The organism is Herbaspirillum sp. NPDC101396 (assembly GCF_044767365.1).
Lineage (GTDB): Bacteria > Pseudomonadota > Gammaproteobacteria > Burkholderiales > Burkholderiaceae_D > Herbaspirillum.
On sequence record NZ_JBIWNT010000002.1, the window covers coordinates 927,695 to 946,174 of the forward strand.

General features: G+C 54.1%; 18 protein-coding genes. 15 read left to right on the forward strand and 3 right to left on the reverse strand.

The window, feature by feature from the left end; all coding sequences use genetic code 11:
- Positions 1-25 precede the first annotated feature (25 nt).
- A complete protein-coding gene (locus tag ACIROY_RS09290; RefSeq protein ID WP_402341317.1) occupies positions 26-967 on the forward strand; it encodes a LysR family transcriptional regulator in 942 nt (313 codons plus the stop codon).
- A gap of 534 nt (positions 968-1,501) precedes the next feature.
- On the opposite strand, the gene ACIROY_RS09295 is transcribed toward ACIROY_RS09290, so the two are convergent.
- On the reverse strand, positions 1,502-2,173 hold the full coding sequence (locus ACIROY_RS09295; protein WP_402274765.1) for a flavin reductase family protein: 672 nt from the start codon (positions 2,171-2,173) through the stop codon (positions 1,502-1,504).
- A 345-nt stretch (positions 2,174-2,518) separates the two neighbouring features.
- On the opposite strand from ACIROY_RS09295, the gene ACIROY_RS09300 reads away from it, so the two are divergent.
- The 10 genes from ACIROY_RS09300 to ACIROY_RS09345 all read left to right on the forward strand — a co-directional run bounded on the left by ACIROY_RS09300 (position 2,519) and on the right by ACIROY_RS09345 (position 12,219).
- Positions 2,519-6,019: a response regulator gene (locus ACIROY_RS09300; protein WP_402341319.1), complete on the forward strand. Its 3,501-nt coding sequence runs from the start codon at positions 2,519-2,521 to the stop codon at positions 6,017-6,019.
- A 22-nt stretch (positions 6,020-6,041) separates the two neighbouring features.
- On the forward strand, positions 6,042-7,211 hold the full coding sequence (locus ACIROY_RS09305; RefSeq protein ID WP_402274769.1) for a two-component system response regulator: 1,170 nt from the start codon (positions 6,042-6,044) through the stop codon (positions 7,209-7,211).
- Positions 7,212-7,370: 159 nt separating this feature from the next.
- Positions 7,371-8,042, forward strand: a complete 672-nt coding sequence (locus tag ACIROY_RS09310) for a hypothetical protein (RefSeq protein ID WP_402341321.1) — start codon at positions 7,371-7,373, stop codon at positions 8,040-8,042.
- Positions 8,043-8,154: 112 nt separating this feature from the next.
- Positions 8,155-8,439, forward strand: a complete 285-nt coding sequence (locus tag ACIROY_RS09315) for a DUF2185 domain-containing protein (protein ID WP_402341323.1) — start codon at positions 8,155-8,157, stop codon at positions 8,437-8,439.
- Between the two features lie 93 nt (positions 8,440-8,532).
- Positions 8,533-9,003, forward strand: a complete 471-nt coding sequence (locus ACIROY_RS09320; RefSeq protein ID WP_402341325.1) for a DUF4844 domain-containing protein — start codon at positions 8,533-8,535, stop codon at positions 9,001-9,003.
- A gap of 125 nt (positions 9,004-9,128) precedes the next feature.
- Positions 9,129-9,410: a hypothetical protein gene (locus ACIROY_RS09325; protein ID WP_402341327.1), complete on the forward strand. Its 282-nt coding sequence runs from the start codon at positions 9,129-9,131 to the stop codon at positions 9,408-9,410.
- 144 nt (positions 9,411-9,554) lie between these two features.
- Positions 9,555-9,935 carry a DUF2314 domain-containing protein gene (locus ACIROY_RS09330; protein ID WP_402341329.1) on the forward strand — a complete coding sequence of 127 codons (381 nt, stop codon included), beginning with the start codon at positions 9,555-9,557 and terminating at the stop codon, positions 9,933-9,935.
- Positions 9,936-10,137: 202 nt separating this feature from the next.
- Positions 10,138-10,593: a hypothetical protein gene (locus ACIROY_RS09335; protein ID WP_402341331.1), complete on the forward strand. Its 456-nt coding sequence runs from the start codon at positions 10,138-10,140 to the stop codon at positions 10,591-10,593.
- A gap of 368 nt (positions 10,594-10,961) precedes the next feature.
- Positions 10,962-11,306 (forward strand): hypothetical protein, encoded by a 345-nt coding sequence (locus tag ACIROY_RS09340; protein WP_402341332.1) that lies wholly within the window; start codon positions 10,962-10,964, stop codon positions 11,304-11,306.
- Between the two features lie 463 nt (positions 11,307-11,769).
- Positions 11,770-12,219, forward strand: coding sequence for a hypothetical protein (locus ACIROY_RS09345; RefSeq protein WP_402341334.1), 450 nt, complete (start codon positions 11,770-11,772; stop codon positions 12,217-12,219).
- An 841-nt stretch (positions 12,220-13,060) separates the two neighbouring features.
- On the opposite strand, the gene ACIROY_RS09350 is transcribed toward ACIROY_RS09345, so the two are convergent.
- Positions 13,061-13,363 carry an antibiotic biosynthesis monooxygenase family protein gene (locus tag ACIROY_RS09350; RefSeq protein WP_402274798.1) on the reverse strand — a complete coding sequence of 101 codons (303 nt, stop codon included), beginning with the start codon at positions 13,361-13,363 and terminating at the stop codon, positions 13,061-13,063.
- A 113-nt stretch (positions 13,364-13,476) separates the two neighbouring features.
- Here ACIROY_RS09350 and ACIROY_RS09355 point away from each other — a divergent pair, with 113 nt between their 5' ends.
- A complete protein-coding gene (locus ACIROY_RS09355) occupies positions 13,477-14,343 on the forward strand; it encodes a LysR substrate-binding domain-containing protein (protein WP_402274800.1) in 867 nt (288 codons plus the stop codon).
- A 285-nt stretch (positions 14,344-14,628) separates the two neighbouring features.
- Positions 14,629-16,212, forward strand: coding sequence for an MASE4 domain-containing protein (locus tag ACIROY_RS09360; protein WP_402341336.1), 1,584 nt, complete (start codon positions 14,629-14,631; stop codon positions 16,210-16,212).
- A gap of 19 nt (positions 16,213-16,231) precedes the next feature.
- On the opposite strand, the gene ACIROY_RS09365 is transcribed toward ACIROY_RS09360, so the two are convergent.
- Positions 16,232-16,459, reverse strand: coding sequence for a hypothetical protein (locus tag ACIROY_RS09365; RefSeq protein WP_402341338.1), 228 nt, complete (start codon positions 16,457-16,459; stop codon positions 16,232-16,234).
- A 143-nt stretch (positions 16,460-16,602) separates the two neighbouring features.
- On the opposite strand from ACIROY_RS09365, the gene ACIROY_RS09370 reads away from it, so the two are divergent.
- Both ACIROY_RS09370 and ACIROY_RS09375 read left to right on the forward strand, forming a co-directional pair.
- Positions 16,603-17,355, forward strand: coding sequence for an AraC family transcriptional regulator (locus tag ACIROY_RS09370; protein WP_402341340.1), 753 nt, complete (start codon positions 16,603-16,605; stop codon positions 17,353-17,355).
- 117 nt (positions 17,356-17,472) lie between these two features.
- Entirely contained in the window at positions 17,473-18,417 is a 945-nt protein-coding gene (locus ACIROY_RS09375; RefSeq protein ID WP_402341341.1) for a DMT family transporter, read from the forward strand.
- Positions 18,418-18,480 lie beyond the last annotated feature (63 nt).

Genomic DNA, 18,480 nt, shown 5'->3' on the forward strand with positions numbered 1-18,480 from the left:
ATAATTGTGGCTATGGGAGGCCCTCATGGCAATCAACGAACTCCGGTCCATCACGACCTTCATCAAGGCGGCAGAGCTTGGCAGCCTTCGCAAAGCGGCTTTGGCGCTAGGTATCAGTCCACAGGCGGCGAGTAAGGCGCTGGCCCAGCTGGAGGCTCATCTGGACGCGCGCCTGTTCCATCGCACCACGCGGGTGATGTCGCTGACCGATGCGGGGCAACGGCTGTTCGAAGACGTCCAGCCCTCGGTGCTGGGAATGCAGCGAGCGCTTCAAACGGCAAAATCGGCGAAGGATGAATTCGCCGGGCCCCTTCGCATCACTGGACCGCGAACGACGTTCCAGCCTATTCTTTGGCGCTTGGTCGAGGAATTTTGCGACATGCATCCAGGAATTCAGCCTGATGTACTTCTGGAAGATCGAATCGGCAATTGGGTGGAGGATCGGGTGGATGTGGGTTTTCGCCTCGGGCCTTCGCCCCATGAAGGAGTCATCGCGCGGCGGTTGTTCCCGGTACAGATGCCCATCTGCGGTTCACCCGCGTACTTCGAACAAAATGGAGTACCTGATTCCGTGGCAGCCCTTGCTTCACATCGCTGCAGTGCCTATCGGCATCCGAGCACAGGAAAGGTGGTTCCCTGGCGTGTAAAGCTTGGCGACCAAATGATCGACCAGCCGGTCGTACCAGCGCTCTACAGCAACGACGAGCTCTTTGAACTACAAGCAGTCCTCGCCGGCAAAGTAATCGGACAACTCGCTGGTGTAACGGCAGCACCCTACATCCGATCGGGTCACCTGATTCCCATCCTTGTCAGCCACATGCCGGACTACGCAAGCTATTTTGTTTATTTCGGCAGCAGGTCTTCGCAGCCGGCCCGCGCACGGGCATTCATTGATCTTGCTGTTCAACGGCTCAACGATAACTCGGAGTACGTGCTCACTGAAAGAGATTTACAGACCAGTGGGTGATGGCCGTCAAATAGGCGAAGTTTCGTCAATATGAGGCAGAGTGACTTTCCCCCGCGTGTCGATTTCAGACGCAGCGCTTGCGCGCTAAGTTGATCTTTGGCTATCGAGTTTAGCGTTTGTGTTCGCGTAGTTGAACAATGTCATGTCCATCTTGCTGAACTGTGTGACCAAGCTCAGTGGAATATGCAGCTCGCGGCCAGGAGCAGCCGTTAAAAAATTAGAAGGCCCGCGAAATACGCCATTGCTGATGAGCGACAATGGCGCATTTTCAATAGTTGGCGGCAGACCTTTCAGCTAGCGGATTCGTTGATCATCGATGCGCCATATTCGAACATCGTGCAGCGCATAGTCTTCTGGTGTGTTCCATTTCTAGGCCTTCCTAGCTAGTGGCAGAAAGCATATTGAGAGAGACGCGGTAACCCACTTCCAAACGTGCTGGCTGCGTGTCGGGAGCGAATAAGCGAACGTCCTTGTAACCAAGCTGAATAATGCAGAGGCCAGTAAAGCGGGAGATCGACCGAGATCGGGAATTCGTTACGCGTTTTCCGGTATTTCAGCGAGAACCCGATACGCCTCTTCTGGTATGTCAGCAAGTCTGGACGGATGCACCTGCCCGCTAAGCCCATAGAATTTCTGAAAACTCATGATTAACGGCGACCACTTATCTGGATCAATGCGATTTGCGTGGCCGGCCATGAGTAAATCCGGACGCACATGAACGCGCTGGATGCGGACTTCGATCAAACTGATCGCGCCGCGGAGTTCATCATTGTCTTCGCCGATGCCGTGAGCTGCGGCAAGGACTGCTTCGAGCTGGATAGGGCATTCCAGTGCACGCGACGCCTTGACGGTATCAGATTTCACTTTCGTCATTCCGGCGCGGCCGAACTTGTCGGGCTCGTAGACATAGCCCAATGCCTTTCTGAATTCTGAAACAGGATTGGTCCCCGTAGTTCGTGCGATGCGGTCGACGGCGCTCACTTCGTTTGTCGAGGGAAGATTCAACACACATTCGCCCGTGCGAAGCAGATTGCGTGCAGTCTGGGATGCGGATGCGATGCCCAGAACGCCTCGCCAGCCCAGCCAAAATACCGACGATATGGGTGCGAGATTGTGCGTGCCATCTTGGTTAACAGTGCTGACCAAGGCGACGGGTGTTCCGAGATAGAGGATGTTGGGTTCTGCAACTACGTGAGGAGTATTCATGGGAGCCTTGGTTCGTGAGTGGATGACTTCATTGTGCACCCCGTCCGCTGCATAAACACTCCACTTCTTGCTTCTCAATTCGTCTCTATCTGCGAATGCCGGCTTCGATCCTGATATCGTTTCCGATATCCGAAATCGGCCAGAAGCGGACCTCAAAAAACACCATACTCGCTATTTATCGTCAAACTGCTATTCTCTGATATACATAAAAATGCATACGAAGTTATCCGACACATAAGATTGGTTCTCGTTAAGCGTGTAGGGCAGAGTCGCTCGATTCAATGATGGCTGGGTACAGACTGTTCGTTGCCGGTAGCGCTGATGGAACCCCTTGGGAGGGGTGAAATGAAGTCCATATTGACTGCGTTGGAAAAGCTCAGCCTAAGCTATAAACTCGCGCTGGGTTTTGGCGGGATATTGCTGATTATTCTGGGCTTGGGTCTCAAGGACCTCCAGATGCAGACCGAACAGAGCGCGTTGATCGAGGACATCTACGAAACCGACCTGCTTGGCATTTCCAACGCCAAGGACGCCCTGATCCATTTGTCGCAGCGCGGCCGCGCCTTGCGTCAGGCCATCCTGGCGCCCGATGCTGCGAGCCGGGAACAAGCGCTGGCCCTGGTCGACGAGGCACAAACCAAACTCGATGTCGCGTTGAAGGAACTGCGGCCGCGCATCGTGCTGGCAGAAAACGCGGTCAACCTTGCCGACTTTGAAAAAGCCCATGCAGTCTACCGCGCACGAGTCGAACGGGCGGTCCAACTGCTGAAGAAAGGCAACATCGCGCAGGCGCGCGAGATCGTTGCCGATCCGGAATTCCAGAACTATGGATTGGTGGCCAATATCGCCCTGAACCGCCTGACCGAACTCAAGGAAGACAGTGCGCGGCGGCGGATCAGTGAGCAAGGCGATCGCTATACATCGCAAACACGGTTCACGGTCATCTGGCTGTGCATCGGCCTGGCCCTGGGTCTGCTGTTCGCCGTCCTGGTCGGCCGCTCGGTCCGGCTGCCCAGCCAACGGTTGCGCAGAGCGCTGCAGGAGCTTGCCGCCGGAGAGCTTGAGCGTACCGTTCCTTATACCCACTATCCAAATGAAATAGGCGTCATCGCGCATTCGATCCAATCGCTTCAAGCAGAGCTGCGCAAAGGCAAGCGGTTTGAGGAAGAAATCAAGCGCATGAATTTCCTTACCGACGTGGCCCTGGATCAGACCAAGAGCGGGATATGGGTGGTGGATTTCAAGGACCCCGAGCATGTCTTCATGCCGGAGCGGACCGCTCGCCTGCTAGGTGAAGAAATCAAGCCGGACGGCGGCTTGTACCGGTTGGACAAGGAGTGGTTCGAGCGGGTTGTCGATGCCGACAAGACGCTGGGGCCGGACCAGGCTTGCGCCGAGCTGACCAATAGCCGCTATCGGGCGGCTATCAGCGGCGAGACCGAAAAATACGAATCGATCTATGCCTATAAACGTCCGGTGGATGGCGAAGTCATCTGGCTGCACGCGCATGGCCGGCCGGTGCGGGATGAGAAGACCCAGAAAATATTGTTCATGTATGGCGCCTACCTGGACATCACCGAGCAAAAGGCGGCCGAACATGAGCTGCATCAGGCCAAGGAGCAGGCGCTGACGGCCACACGCGCCAAGAGCGAGTTCCTGGCCAATATGAGCCATGAAATCCGCACCCCGATGAACGCCATCATCGGCATGTCCCATCTGGCGCTGCAGACCTCGCTCGACAAGCGTCAACGCAACTACATCGAGAAAGTGCAGCGGGCGGGCGAAAATCTGCTGGGCATCATCAACGACATTCTCGATTTCTCCAAGATCGAAGCCGGCAAGCTGACCGTCGAGCAGATCGAATTCAGTCTTGAAGATGTGATGGACAATCTCGTCAGCCTGATCGGCCTGAAAGCCGAGGATAAAGGCCTGGAGTTGCTGTTCCGAATTGACTCGGACGTGCCTGGCGACCTGATCGGCGACCCCCTCAGGATCGGCCAGGTATTGGTCAACCTCGGAACCAACGCCGTCAAATTCACCGATGCGGGTGAAATTGTGGTTGCAGTCGAACGCATTTCCGGCGACGACGAGTCCGTCATGCTGCATTTTTCCGTCAAGGATTCAGGCATAGGCATGACCGTGGAGCAGTGTGAAAAACTGTTCCAGTCCTTCAGTCAGGCGGACGCATCGACGACGCGCAAGTACGGCGGCAGCGGGCTTGGTCTCGCCATCTCGAAGAATCTGCTGGAACTCATGGATGGACGGATCTGGGTCGAAAGTGAAATCGGACGCGGATCCATATTCCATTGCCATGCCCGTTTCGGGTTGCAAAAGAACGTCAGGCCGCGTCGCATGTTCCACGCCGAAGAGCTGCTGGGAATGCGGGTGCTGGTGGTCGACGACAACGCCATGGCGCGTGAAATCCTGTCGACAATGGCGCGCAACTTCGGCCTCGAAGTCGACGTCGCTTCCGGCGGCGCGCAAGGCGTCGAGATGGTCCTGCAGGCCGAACGGCAATCCCTGCCTTACAACCTGATGCTGATGGACTGGAAGATGCCCGGCATGGACGGCATTGCGACGGTGCAGCGCTTGCGCGCCACCAGTCTGGCGCAAACGCCTGCGGTCATTATGGTGACCGCATACGGACGCGAGGACGCGCTGCTCAACGCGGCGGAACAAGGCGTGGAGCTGAGCTCGGTACTGACCAAGCCGGTCACCTCTTCTTCCCTGCTGGAGGCCATAGGCCTGACGCTCGGAAAGGGAACGCTGATCGAGACGCGCGCCAGCGAGCGCAGCCATCACTACAAAGAGGCCATGGCTCACCTGTGCGGTGCGCGCCTGCTGCTGGTCGAGGACAATGAAATGAACCAGGAGCTGGCCAGCGAACTTTTATCCAATGCCGGAGTTGAAGTGGTGGTGGCCGGCGACGGGCAACAGGCAGTGGATATTCTCGCCAGGGATGACCGCTTCGACGGCGTGTTGATGGATTGCCAGATGCCGGTGATGGATGGGTATGAGGCGACGCAGCTTTTACGCACCAATCCTGCATTTTCCAGGATGCCGATCATCGCAATGACCGCCAACGTGATGATGAGCGACAAGCAAAGGGCCCTTGATGCGGGCATGCAGGACCACATCGCCAAGCCGCTCAATGTCGGCGACATGTTTTCAACCCTGGCGCGCTGGATACATCCGCAGGAACCCGGCATCGACAAATTGCCGGCCAGGGACATGGCGCAGGAAGCGCACATGCTCCCGGCAATCGACGGCGTTGACGTAAAAGCCGGTCTGGCGACAACCATGAACAACCCGTCGCTGTACCGCCGTTTGCTGAGCAAGTTTCGGGCAGGCCAGGGCAATTTTTCACAACTGTTCGAGGCAGCCTGCCGCGACGCGGATCCCTCCGCACCGGGGCGCCTGGCCCATACCCTGAAAGGCACCGCCGGCAATATCGGCGCCAGGGAAGTTCAGGCGGCGGCCGCCGCGCTGGAAACGGCCTGCATGACCAACGCTTCTTCAGCGGTGACAGGCGATCTGCTGGCCCAAGTACTGCGCAAGCTGCAACCCGTAATCGCTGCATTGACGGCCCTTGAAGATGCCGGCCCGGCAAACGTGGCATCGGTAACGCACATCGACGCCACGCTGTTGCAAGCGCAGACGGGCCACCTGAAGCGGCTCCTGGCCGATAGCGATGCGGAAGTATCAGACCTTTGGCAGACGCATGCCGAGCTCTTCAAAGCCGCCTATCCGCGGCATTGGCATCGTATTGAAAAAGAACTGGAGAACTTTGATTTTGAGGTTGCACTGACCGTTGTCGAAGCCGCAGAACAGGAATATCGTACTTGAAGCTCCACCCGAGGAGACGTTGATGAGCACAAACGATGATGAACTGACCTTGGTCACCAGGCAGACAATACTTCTGGTGGACGACACGGCGGACAATCTCACGCTGATGCACGATCTGCTGAAGGACCGCTACAAGGTCAAGATTGCAAACAACGGTGCAAGAGCTTTGCGCATTGCACAGGCAGAAGCGCCGCCCGATCTGATTCTGCTCGATATCATGATGCCGGAGATGGACGGCTACGAAGTGTGCCGTCTCCTGAAAGAAGACGTCCTGACGCGCGACATCCCGGTGATTTTCCTGACCGCAAAATCAGATCCTGCCGATGAAAAGATGGGACTGGAACTTGGTGCAGTGGACTACCTGACCAAGCCCATCAGTCCGCCCATCGCATTGGCGCGGGTCAAGAATCATTTGTTGCTGAAGGCAAGCGCCGACTTCTTGCGCGACAAAAGCAAATTTCTCGAACAGGAGATCGAAAGCCGCACGCGCGAGGTGTTGGCAATTCAGGATGTGACTATCCTCGCCATGGCCTCGCTGGCCGAAACCCGCGACCAGGAAACCGGCAATCACATTCGCCGCACGCAGTTCTACGTCAAGGCGCTGGCGGAGAAGCTGCAGGATCATCCGCGCTTCCGCGCGGTGCTCACCGAGAATTACATCAACATCTTGTTCAAGTCCGCGCCATTGCACGACATCGGCAAAGTCGGCATCCCCGATCGCATCCTGCTCAAGCCGGGACGTTTCGAAGCGCATGAATTCGAAATCATGAAAACGCATACCACGCTGGGGCGCGATGCGATCGAGCATGCAGAACGCGCTCTCGGTACGCCGGTCCCATTTCTGTCGATGGCCAAGGAAATCGCTTATGGACATCAGGAAAAATGGGATGGATCGGGATATCCGCAAGGATTGAGCGGGGAAGACATTCCCCTGTCGGCGCGCCTGATGGCCGTCGCAGATGTCTACGATGCGCTGATCAGTCGCCGCGTCTACAAGGAAGGCATGCCGCACGACAAGGCAATCCAGATCATCATCGACGGCAAAGGCAAGCACTTCGATCCGGATCTGGTGGATGCCTTCATTGAGTTGCAGGACGAATTCCGCGCCATCGCGGTTCGCTTTCACGACACGGATCATGACATGGCGGAAAAACAGCAACTGATGGAGAGATTGCTGGACGAAAAATCATGAGAATATTTTTTTCGAAGCAGGATCTTTGGCGCAGGACCGTGCTGCAACGACTACTTCATAGGATTTTTAGTCTGCAATCGGCCAGAAGCCGACAAAGCCATTTGAAAAAGGATATTAGATGGTAGGGATCGAAACCTTACTTACTGGATTGAAGATCAAATGAAAAAACATGGCCTACTAATCGAGCAATTTGAAAGCCTTGGGTTTACGTTCCTTCCTGGGCAGAAAATTAATACGAGTACTGGAAGTTATTTTGTTTGCAATGAAAGCCGCGGTACCGACGTCGAAGCACTTATAGCGGTCCGCTATCTTTCATGGACTCAAAGATATGCATTTGATTTTGGCTTTAACTCTCCAGCTATTCGCTCATTTTTTTTAGATCAGATGCCGAATTTTTCTCCTGAAATGAAATCGGCTGCTGACCAGATGAATAAAGAGCGCCCCTTTTGTTGGCTCACCTTGCCGATGATATGGGAATCAATAAACTACCGCCTGAATCTGAACACAAAAGAATCAGATTTGACAGATCTATTCTCAGGCCCGCTCAAGTCATTCACGGAGCAGGTGCTAATGCCGGTGCGATTTGAGAAAAATTTGCTCGATGTCTACTTGTCAGATATCCCTCCTTTTGAATGGAAATTTAGCACAAGTTATTTTGCTCGTTTTTGCCAAATCGCATATTTGGTGTCGTGTACAAAATCAGGATTTGAGTTGGCGGAGCGACGCGTGTCCGAGCAACATAGGTCTATGCAAGCATCAGATCTATATGGTGCGAAACTAAAGGAGAGCTTTTTCCAGGAGTTGGTTGAGTTCATCCAAGAGTATAGATAAGACAAAGATCAAATCTGCACTATTCGGCCCGCGTGGGGCGGATATAGAAAATCAAAGTCCGCAATCGGCCAGAAGCGGACAATCTCTATAACTTACAAAAATTGGGAAACGTATGAGTTGGCTATTTGCAGACCCACCTAATATGGCCGTTATCTCGCATCGACGAATCGTTGAAAGAGCAAGTCCAATCTCATTTGTTTCACATGATGAAGACGATGGCGGTTGGCAGTTTCTTCCAAATTCTGATGGAACATTGGACGCCTTGGAAGCGGTGGTCGCTAGCTTCAAAAGCATCGTTGATATTGATTCTTCCGTCGTTGAGCTTGCTGACCTTCCATTGGGATGGTGCGCTCGGCGAAAGTCACAGACGGGGCAATGGATTCGAGAGAAAATATAGAGGTACTACGACAGCAATCGGCCAGGAGCGGACATCCCCATATACTGATTCAGCTATTATTCGGATATAACTATATCAACAGGGTGGGAATCGATGTTTCTCAAAATACTCGCCGGTATTGTCATTTTGGTCGTCGCGATTGTCGCTACAGGACTATCTGGCCTAGCCTTTTACATTTGGCCAACCAGCGTCAATGACCACAAATTGTCTTTAACGCCCGACGTCATTCAGCGTCTGCGCAGTCTGCAGTCAGAACATAAGTTTGATCCGGATGTCGCTTCGGCTTACCCGGGTGCAATGAACGAAGTCCAGAGGCTAGAAGCACAAGCGGCGGTGGATACGACTGTCCAAACGCTAATCATTGCATTGCCTGCACGACCGCAGCGTTCGACCGTCCTCAGAGTAATGAAACTCACACTCGCCAACTTCGATAGTTCGGAATCTGAAGAACGTGACCAACTTTTGGTTTATTTCGACAAAATAATGTCGATCTGTGGCGTGGAAAGTTCCGGCGAACTATTGAACATATGGCGCTACGGTTTTCCGTACGGCTGGTTCCGTTAGGAGCATGTGCTTCCTTAGATGAGCGGATGTGAAGATGGGTAGTTATGTAGGCTCCCAAGGACAGCAACCGGCCAGAAGCAGCCACTCAAAATGGACTCAAATTTGAAACCGGAGGAAATGTTGTCGTGCTCAAAAAATACTGTGATTTAGCAGCCTTCTTTGTTGCATGGTTGCTTATCTTCTTTGCCCCGGAAATCGTCGCAAAAACATCATGGTCTTATCGCAATCTGATAGGGCTGGCATTCATATTCTTCGCCTTTTCACTATTGAGGGTAGGCTCTAGATTCAAAACTTCATTGAAGAGATTTTCGTCGCACTCTGATCCGGATGTTGCCGCTTTGGCAGATGGTCGGATAGATATAGCCGAATATCGCAAGCGGAAAGAAGATAGAGAAAAGGCGCAGTAAATAAATCGGTGAACTAAGGTCCGCAACCGGCCAGGAGTGGGCGCTCATTCGACGTGGGACGCTTGCTCGTTTGGCATCCGTAAAGATGCATCATTCGTGGTGCATATATCCGTGGCGCGAAGTTCTCAAAAATTAAGGAAAAGCATGTACTTTCGGAAGTTGCTATTCACAGGTCTTTTAGCGGTGTGCGCATGTGCGGAATCCCAGAGCATTTCAGAGAAGGCGAAAAATGATGAGGTCATCGTCCGAGACAACAATGACCCGGCGATGAGAAAGGCAATGTCGCGAGTCGCAGAAACGCTTCCTGCGTTTCTAAAGCTCGCATCCAATCCAAAGCCCGGAACATCTCGTTATTCTCTAAAAGTCGGAATTTCGGACGGGCGTAACACGGAATACTTCTGGATTGGAAACTTCTCCCGCAATGAAAATGCGTTCACAGGAACGCTTAACAACGAGCCACGTTTAGTTAAGAACCATAAGTTGGGAGAACGAATCACCTTTACTCCGAAGCAGATTGCAGACTGAATGTATGTGGATGAGCGTAGTAACAAAATGGTAGGAAACTTCACCGCATGTGCATTGCTGTCGAAAGAGCCGCCGGCTCAAGCGGCAGCATTTAAACAGCAATACGGTCTTTCCTGCGAAGAGTGAAACCTAGTGGATATCTGCAATCGGCCAGAAACAGACATCGGTTGCAAGTATCCTTTCGCCAAAGAATTTCGAGAATATGAAATCAAATTCATCACTTGCAACACCGTTCTTTGAAGCATTGATCGGAGAGAAAATATCTCATGTGTGGAGAGGCGGTGGGTCGGCAATCTTTATTGAATTGGGTAACCTCAGAAAATCGAGAAAACTCAATGGTGAGCCAGGTGAGCCCACAGGGGATATCTCCGTGATGATTGAATGGAGTTGGCGTATTGAAGGACCTAAATCTATTCTGGGAGGAAGCTGGAGCTCTGAGCGTGGCTGGCCAAAGATATTTGAAAAAATCATCGGGGAATCAGTTCTCGACGTGCAGTTATTTGGCGCACTTCCAGAAATTTGCATCTTGCTTTCGAACGGCTTGCGAGTCACCTCATTCATGACTGCTAACGGCCAACCGCAATGGGCAATACATACCCACGATGTCGGTCGCGGTGCTTTAGGCGTAAAAAGAGGACGTCTTCATGTCGAAATATAATTGTCCGTTGAATGGCTGAGATCGGCAGCAGGAGAGGTCGCTCATTACAAGAGAAGAGTCAATTCGCCAAACTGCTAGTGATGATGAGATCGAAGGATTCATTCCGTAAAAAGGACAAAACCATGATGTCATCAAAGCGATTGAGGATAGTTGCTTCGTTTGCATTGCTTTGTACAGGTTGCTCGATCTATCGGGATCTTCACTATTATTCTCCGGTGCCACAGCCCAATATTTCTGTGTTCTCAGGTCGAGGCCCACCACAATACGTTGACTTCCCACTAAAAAATGCCATCCACCTAAGGCTCATGTTGGGATTTCCTCCGACAACTTGGGTCCAGTTGACTTTCTTTCTTCCACAAGGAGAGTACGTGCAAATTTCCAATGACATTATCCTGATGTCAGATTTGCGAGGCGTCCCCATCGTTGAAGTTAAATTGAACAGAATCGGTGAGCAATATGTGATCGATGGGCGAGGCGCTGCGAAATTGCATCCCATCACCGATCAAATCCAAGGATTTTCTTACCGTGACCAGGGCAAGCAAAATCTACTGAGCCATAGCTTATTCACAATTTATGAAAAATTTTCCACGCCGCTGCCGGATATTTTTGTTCTGCAAATTCCAGACATTATCTTGTCTGGAAATAGAATTTCTTTTCCACCGGTAACGTTCGAAAAAAAGGTCGGATTGTTCTATTCGATGCCGGCGATATAGTCCTATCTTAAAAATTAGCGCTTCCACGCGTCATTAATTGGATGTTTGCAACCGGCCAGAAGCGGCCCTTCAAATTCATAACACCTTAGAGAGACACTCCGTTAATGAAACGAGATTTCTTTGATCCAGACACAGTCCATGACCGAGATAGTTTCATGCAATTTATAAATTGGCTATGTGAAGACAGGCGGGAGGCCGAAGACATCGAACGCGCTGACGTCGAACGTTACAGGTGGGGTGGTGCAAACGGATGGCAGAATAGTTCTATCGCCAGCTTTCTAGATTCGGCGATCGCAGGTACTGAAGCGCAAAGGGATTGGGGCGGTGATACGGGACCGTCATGGAAAGATCTAGCTGTGTTTCTATATCTCGGAAAAATCTACGAATAAACGTTAAAGTCCGCAACCGGCCAGGAGCAGCCCTCCAGACAATTAAGAATCATCCATTAATATCAGGGAGATTCATGAAGCAACTAGCAAGGCAGTTCTTCTTACTGAGCACAGAAAAAAGACGCGTAGCTTTTCTCTTTTTGGCCAAGCGTGCCCTCGATTCTTGGAAAATGCACTTCCCAAAAGATAGTCATCTTCAGTATCGAGAGTCGGTTACTGGCAGCACCCAAATTGTTGAGGTAGATTTGCCTCTTGATGCAATCAAAGAAATCGAATCAATTACCTTCGACGCATCTGTGGCCAACCGCTATAGAGAACCCATCGCTGCACTCCAAGATGGCGATTTGGAGCTTCCCGAGCAGGTGGAGTTCGCCTACTACGGCATCTATAACGTTCACCAGCTACTTCGACAGTCGGTATCTATAAAAGAGGAGCTCATTCTGAGTCAACTACTGTCGGCTCTACAGAGCGGAGTCGCAGAACAAGCCCTCCGCGACTCCATCGCGCGCGGCGAAGCATATTAGTAGTAAAGGTCTGCAACCGGCCAATAACGGACTAACAACAAACAAAAAGAAGGGGTTTCTGAAGATGGAACATTTTGCTTATTCTTTATGGCGAATTGCGGGTTGGATTATTCCAGTGTTGTGGCTAGGAGCAGCTTGGCTGTCGTGGTCAAATAGTTTGAAGAGTATTGCTGTTCTGTTTTTCTGCGCGTTCCTTTTTTCAACAATTTGGAATTTTCTATTCCTCCCAAATGGCGCATTGCCCGGCCAACCGTTAACTATCAATCCAGTTACCGTTTTTTATGACGATGCACCATTAGGATTTCTTCTCTCTTGCTACTTACCTGTGCTCGCGAATGTATCCCTTGTTAGTGCGATTGCTCTACTCATAATTCGCAAATCTAACTGACGTCCGCAACCGGCCAGAAGCAGACTACGATTCTTCAACATCTCAGAAGGATTTATCACATGTATTTTCACCCTATCTTTTTGATAGTTCCGATATTGATCGGTCTATTCTTGGGTGCAATTTCTTTTGCGATTGTTGGCCGAGGTAACCGCAAGTTGTGGATTCTAATAATGCCCGTGGTCGTAGTAGTTTGGTTTGGGATAGACCAATTTATGTCGTCCTTGATGGAAGGTACTCCGCAAGACCCGCTATCTCGGAAGCTGTTGCTAAAGGTTTTATCTGCTATTACCTTGCCAGGATTGCTGTGCTTGAGTGCCTGGATGTTTCGCCGATGGCGTGAAAGTAAAATGTAGTCCGCAATCGGCCAGAAGCGCAAACACAATTGTCCCAAGCGCATATCGCATGCATAGCCGGATTTTCTCTGATCTGTGCAGTGCTTCCGGCCGACAGTCTTCAGCGCTTCCGATCCGCGCTATCCCGGAAGACATTGCAAATCTGAACACGGTATTCCGAGAAAAAAGACTCTCGTCCTTTCTTCTTGGCCTCCAGATGTTGCGGATGCGTCGCCCATGCTTGCATGCCTTCTTCGCTGGAAAACTCCACAATCGTTACGCGTTCTCCATCTGCTGCGACAAATCCCTTATGTGAAACATAGTCAGGGATTTGCGCCACCAACAGGCTCATGCGTGAGGCCCAGGCTTGATATTCTTCTTGATTTTCTGCACGCAGTCTTGATCGAAATACCGTTAGCAACATGTCGTCTCCAATGATTTCCGCCTTCTGGATGAAGGCTGATTGGCGAATAGTAGCGGCTATAGATATTCTTTAATATTGAATTAAAATGAAATTTTTATTTCCAAAATAAGAATATGAAACTCTCCGATCTGCGTGTTTTCCTGGCTGTCGTCAACGAAGGAGGGATCACAAATGCGGCGTCTGTGCTGCATCGCGTGCCATCCAACGTCACTACCTGTATTCAGAAACTGGAAGCAGATCTCGATATTTCTCTCTTTATTCGAGAAAAAAATCGGCTTCAGTTGTCCGGTCATGGAAAGTTGTTGTTTGGCTATGCTGTGCGTTTGGTGGCGCTGGCGGAAGAAACCAAGGCGGCGATGCACGATACAACCCCGTCCGGTGTACTGGCGCTGGGAGCGATGGAAAGCACGGCCGCGATACGATTGCCGTCCCTGCTCGGAAAACTGAATGAAAGATATCCTCGGCTTTCTGTGGAACTGAGAACCGGCGCTCCCCGACCGCTCACTGCGCGCGTGCTGAGCGGAGAGCTTGACGCGGCGCTCGTTGCGGAACCTGTATCGGACACCCGGCTCAATAGCATCTTGGCCTATACCGAACCTTTGGTGATTATCGGTCCCCCTGGTCATCCAAAGATTCGCTCCGCCAAAGACATGCGAACAAGCACGTTATTGGCTTTTGAACCTGACTGCCCTCATCGGCAACGTCTGGAAGCATGGTGCGCCAGCGACGATGTCGCCCCTCTGAAGATTCTGGAACTGGGTTCTTATCATGCGATTCTTGGTTGCTGTATTGCCGGCATGGGCGTTGCCCTCATACCTGCGGCGGTTCTTGAGACTTATACCGAACGATCGAGACTCTCGGAGCACTACCCCAAAGGAAAAATACACTCGGTCAACACGATGCTCATTTCGCGCAAGGACTCCGTGCAACCCAAAGTGAAGGCTTTGGCTCAACTCGTGCAAGAACAAAATCAGCGTTGAAAAGATGGGACGTCACGTGGTGCGGCGATACTGCAACGGCAGGAAAATCCTGACTGGAAAATGATCGGGCGATCGCGCTATCGTCTTCCACCGAAAGATCTTCGTCGACACCGTGTCCGCACAGTCGGATGTTTTCAAAAATGCATCTTTTCAGCGCCTTCCCCCGGCCGTGTGCGGCCATCAACCGGGGCGAGCTTCGTTTGCGTGAATTCGTCACCCCATCAGAGTAGAATCGTTCCGAGATGCAAGGTGTTGGGCTTTCAATCGACCTGATTCGAAAAGCATATGACGCAAACACAATCAGAGAATATTTCCTTATTCCTGCCGACGATGCCGGCAAGCGCCGGCGAACGCAGGCTGGCCATTGTCCTCATTGCCCTGTCCGCCGTCTTCTTCGTGGTCTGCATTCCGTTTGCCAAGATGCCCCTGGCGAAAGTGGATGCCTTCATTCCCATCTATGCTTCGGCGCTGTGCATCAACGACGCCATTACGTCATTGCTGTTGTTTGGTCAATTCCTCATTCTGCGCTCCCGCGCGATCCTGGTGCTGGCGCTGGCTTATGCGTTCACGGCGCTGATGACGGCAATCCATGCGCTGTCGTTCCCGGGCTTGTTTTCGCCGTCAGGTCTGCTCAGCGGCGGGCCGCAGACCACGGTATGGTTCTACATGTTCTGGCACGGCGGCTTTCCGCTGTTTGTCATTGCCTATGCCTTGCTCAAGAACCGGGAGGCCGTACTTCCGGGACGGCGCTTCATTGCCCTGAGCCTCGGCAGCGTGTTCCTGCTGGTATGCGCCTTGGCGTATCTGGGAACGGCAGGCCACGATTATTTGCCCGTGCTTTTATCCGAAGGCAAGTACACGCCCGCATTCACCGCCACGGTGCTGGGGATCGGCGGCGCATCCCTGGCGGCGCTCATGCTGCTCTGGCGGAGACGGTCTTTTTCGGTCCTGGATTTATGGCTTCTGGTGGTGGTCTGCGCGTGGATATTCGACGTCGGTCTGTCCACCATATTCAATGCCAAAAGATTCGATCTCGGATTCTATGCCGGTCGCGTTTACGGCCTGCTTGCCGCGAGCTTCGTCCTGGGCATGCTGCTGCTTGAGAACACGAATCTGTATGCGAAGCTGGTCAGCATGCATGAGCAGCAGCGGCGCAAAACGGCCGAGCTGGAGCTCCTGAATCGCGACCTCGAGGCATTCGGTTATTCGGTCTCGCACGACTTGCGAAGTCCGTTGCGGGTCGTCGGCGAGTTCGCGCAGATACTGGAAGAGGAATACGCCGGCGTGCTTGATGAGGAAGGGCGGCGCTACGTCTCCATCATCAGGAAAAGCAGCGGCAAGATGACGTCGCTGGTGGAGGACTTGCTGGCGTTCTCGAAGATGGGCCAGCAGCCCCTGGAAACGGAGATCGTGAATTCCGATGCCTTGGTGAACGACATCGTCGAGGACTTCAAATCGGCGCATCCGCAGCGTCGCATCCGGTTCGATATCGTTCCTCTGCCTGCAGCCCTGGCGGAAGGCAGGATTCTTCGCCAGGTATGGTGGAATCTCATTGAAAACGCGATCAAGTATTCTCGTACAAGGGAGGTTTCCATCGTGACCATCGGCTACAAGGAAAGTACGCCGCCCGTTTACTTCGTGAAAGACAACGGTGTCGGCTTTGACATGGCGTATGCACACAAATTGTTCGGCGTCTTCCAGCGTCTTCACAGCAGCCAGGAATTCGAGGGAACGGGCATCGGCCTGGCCATCGTGGAGCGCATCATCACCAAGCATGGCGGAAAGATCTGGGCCGAGTCGACGGTCGGAACCGGCACTACCTTCTATTTCACGCTGGCGCCCGACTCGCGGGTTGGCATGGGGGCCTGAACGTCCTGCGGGAGACCGGTCAGTTGCGTGAAACGCCAGTGGGAGGCGGGGAGGTTGCAGGTGCTTCCTGAGTCGCAGCCGGCGTCGTGCAGATATCCCACAGCGACACCGGAATCCGGCCGATGTCCTTGGCGAAGACGAAAGTCACGCCGACCAGGAGCGTGCCGGCCACGAGCAGGATTGCCATGACTTGCATGTTCGACAGGCTGAAGCCGGAACGGCTGTGGTCTTTGGAGTGCTTGGACATGATGGTGACGGAATGCGGAACCCGAAGTATAAAAAATTTTGCGCGGTTGCGCTTGCGTCAAATTGTCACACCCAGCGGTCATGTCCGGCGTTCTCTGCCTTCCTGCAGCCCGGAAAACGCCGCCGCAGGCGTAAAATGACGCCATGGATACCCCGCAACAGCTGAGTTTTCGCACCTATGGCGCCGATGGCCCGTTGCATCACCACGACCACGTGCAGATCGTGCTGCCGATGCAGGGCGAGATGGATATCGAAGTCGACGGCCGCGGCAATACCCTCGACGTCACACGGGCGGCCTTCGTCGCGCCCGACATCAATCATGCGCAATCGGCGCAAGGTCCCAACCGTTTCCTGATCCTTGACTGCAAGCTCGCCGACATCGGCGCCGATGCCGCCGAACGGCTGCGGCGCCAGACCTTTCTGCCGGTGCCTGCGGCGGTGCGGCGGCTGGTCGAGTTCATCGACCTGAGCCGCGCCAGCGGCGGCGGACTGGTGTTGCCGGAGTCGGTGGTGCGTCACTGCACGCCGTTGCTGCTGGAGGCGCTGACCGCGATGCCGCAACGGCAGTCGCGTTTGCATGGCTTGCTGCTGCGCATCGACGCCGCTCCCGGACAAGCGTGGACTGCGGCGCGCATGGCGCGGGTGGCCCACCTCAGCGTGAGCCGCCTGCATGCCTTGTTCAAGAGCGAACTCGGCCGCACGCCGCAGGAGTGGCTCTCGGACGTGCGCCTGCGCTTCGTGCAGGATGCACTGGCCGGATCGGATACGCCGCTGGCCGAACTGGCGCTGCGCGCCGGCTATTCCGACCAGAGCGCCCTGACGCGCGCAATGCGCCGCACCACCGGCATGACGCCGGCCGCGTATCGGCGTGAACATCGCCGCGAACATCGGCAGTAATTTTCTTCTGTGATATTTCCTCCTGCAATAGCCTCAGCCCATTTTTGAAGAGTCGCGGTCAAGACGCGCGCCGCCGCTTTGCCTATCCTGCCGGAAGTGAATCGAACAAGGCGGAATATGAAAAGCAATATCCTGGTCGGCGTCGGCAACGGCGTCGCGGCGGGGGCGTTCTGGGGGCTGGTGTTTCTGGCGCCGCAGGTGCTCGGCAGCTTCAGCGCGCTGCAATTGTCGGCGGCGCGCTACCTGGCCTACGGCATCGTCGCGGTCTTGCTGCTGGCGCCACGCTGGCGCGCCCTGGCGGGACGGTTGGGGCGCGCCGAATGGCTGGCGCTGGTCTACCTGAGTCTGCTCGGCAACATCCTGTATTACCTTTTCCTCGCCAGCGCCGTGCAATGGGCGGGCGGGGCGTCGACCTCGCTGATCATCGGCCTGCTGCCTGTGGTGGTGACGCTGGTCGGGGCGCGCGATGAGGGGGCGCTCAAGCTGTCGTCGCTGATGGCGCCGCTGGCGCTGTGCCTGTTCGGCGTCGGCCTGGTCGGCGTGCAGGCGCTGTCGGCGGAGCACGCCGCGACGGACCTGGCCACACGCGCGGCGGGTCTGCTGTGTGCGTTCGGTGCGCTGGCGTCGTGGTCGGTCTACTCGGTACGCAACAGCCGCTGGCTGGCGCGCCGGCCCGATATTTCCTCGCACGACTGGTCATTGCTGACGGGCATCGTCACCGGCGCGCTGGCCTTGCTGCTGGTGTTGCCGGCGTTCTCGCACGGCATGGACGGGCACGACGGCCGCGACTGGCTGCGCTTCTGGGCGGTGGCCACCGCCGTGGCGATCTTCGCCTCGGTGGTCGGCAACGCCTTCTGGAATCGCGCCAGCCGGCTGCTGCCGCTGACGCTGACCGGGCAGATGATCATCTTCGAAACCTTGTTTGCGCTGCTGTATGGTTTCCTGTGGGAACAACGCTGGCCGACCCGCCTGGAAGTGCTGGCGATCGTCTGCCTGGTGAGCGGCGTACTGTGGTGCGCTTCGCTGCACCGCAACCATGGGTCCGCGCCGGTGCAGGCCTGAGGGAGTGAAGATACTGGCGGACAAGGGCTGCCAGCTGATAACATCAGGATTCGACGCTGGAAT

What these genes read in the sequence shown, in the direction of transcription:
- ACIROY_RS09290 (WP_402341317.1), top strand. Translation starts at nt 26, where the DNA reads ATGGCAATCAACGAACTCCGGTCCATCACGACCTTCATCAAGGCGGCA.
- ACIROY_RS09295 (WP_402274765.1), bottom strand. Translation starts at nt 2,173, where the DNA reads ATGAATACTCCTCACGTAGTTGCAGAACCCAACATCCTCTATCTCGGA.
- ACIROY_RS09300 (WP_402341319.1), top strand. Translation starts at nt 2,519, where the DNA reads ATGAAGTCCATATTGACTGCGTTGGAAAAGCTCAGCCTAAGCTATAAA.
- ACIROY_RS09305 (WP_402274769.1), top strand. Translation starts at nt 6,042, where the DNA reads ATGAGCACAAACGATGATGAACTGACCTTGGTCACCAGGCAGACAATA.
- ACIROY_RS09310 (WP_402341321.1), top strand. Translation starts at nt 7,371, where the DNA reads ATGAAAAAACATGGCCTACTAATCGAGCAATTTGAAAGCCTTGGGTTT.
- ACIROY_RS09315 (WP_402341323.1), top strand. Translation starts at nt 8,155, where the DNA reads ATGAGTTGGCTATTTGCAGACCCACCTAATATGGCCGTTATCTCGCAT.
- ACIROY_RS09320 (WP_402341325.1), top strand. Translation starts at nt 8,533, where the DNA reads ATGTTTCTCAAAATACTCGCCGGTATTGTCATTTTGGTCGTCGCGATT.
- ACIROY_RS09330 (WP_402341329.1), top strand. Translation starts at nt 9,555, where the DNA reads ATGTACTTTCGGAAGTTGCTATTCACAGGTCTTTTAGCGGTGTGCGCA.
- ACIROY_RS09335 (WP_402341331.1), top strand. Translation starts at nt 10,138, where the DNA reads ATGAAATCAAATTCATCACTTGCAACACCGTTCTTTGAAGCATTGATC.
- ACIROY_RS09345 (WP_402341334.1), top strand. Translation starts at nt 11,770, where the DNA reads ATGAAGCAACTAGCAAGGCAGTTCTTCTTACTGAGCACAGAAAAAAGA.
- ACIROY_RS09350 (WP_402274798.1), bottom strand. Translation starts at nt 13,363, where the DNA reads ATGTTGCTAACGGTATTTCGATCAAGACTGCGTGCAGAAAATCAAGAA.
- ACIROY_RS09355 (WP_402274800.1), top strand. Translation starts at nt 13,477, where the DNA reads ATGAAACTCTCCGATCTGCGTGTTTTCCTGGCTGTCGTCAACGAAGGA.
- ACIROY_RS09360 (WP_402341336.1), top strand. Translation starts at nt 14,629, where the DNA reads ATGACGCAAACACAATCAGAGAATATTTCCTTATTCCTGCCGACGATG.
- ACIROY_RS09365 (WP_402341338.1), bottom strand. Translation starts at nt 16,459, where the DNA reads ATGTCCAAGCACTCCAAAGACCACAGCCGTTCCGGCTTCAGCCTGTCG.
- ACIROY_RS09370 (WP_402341340.1), top strand. Translation starts at nt 16,603, where the DNA reads ATGGATACCCCGCAACAGCTGAGTTTTCGCACCTATGGCGCCGATGGC.
- ACIROY_RS09375 (WP_402341341.1), top strand. Translation starts at nt 17,473, where the DNA reads ATGAAAAGCAATATCCTGGTCGGCGTCGGCAACGGCGTCGCGGCGGGG.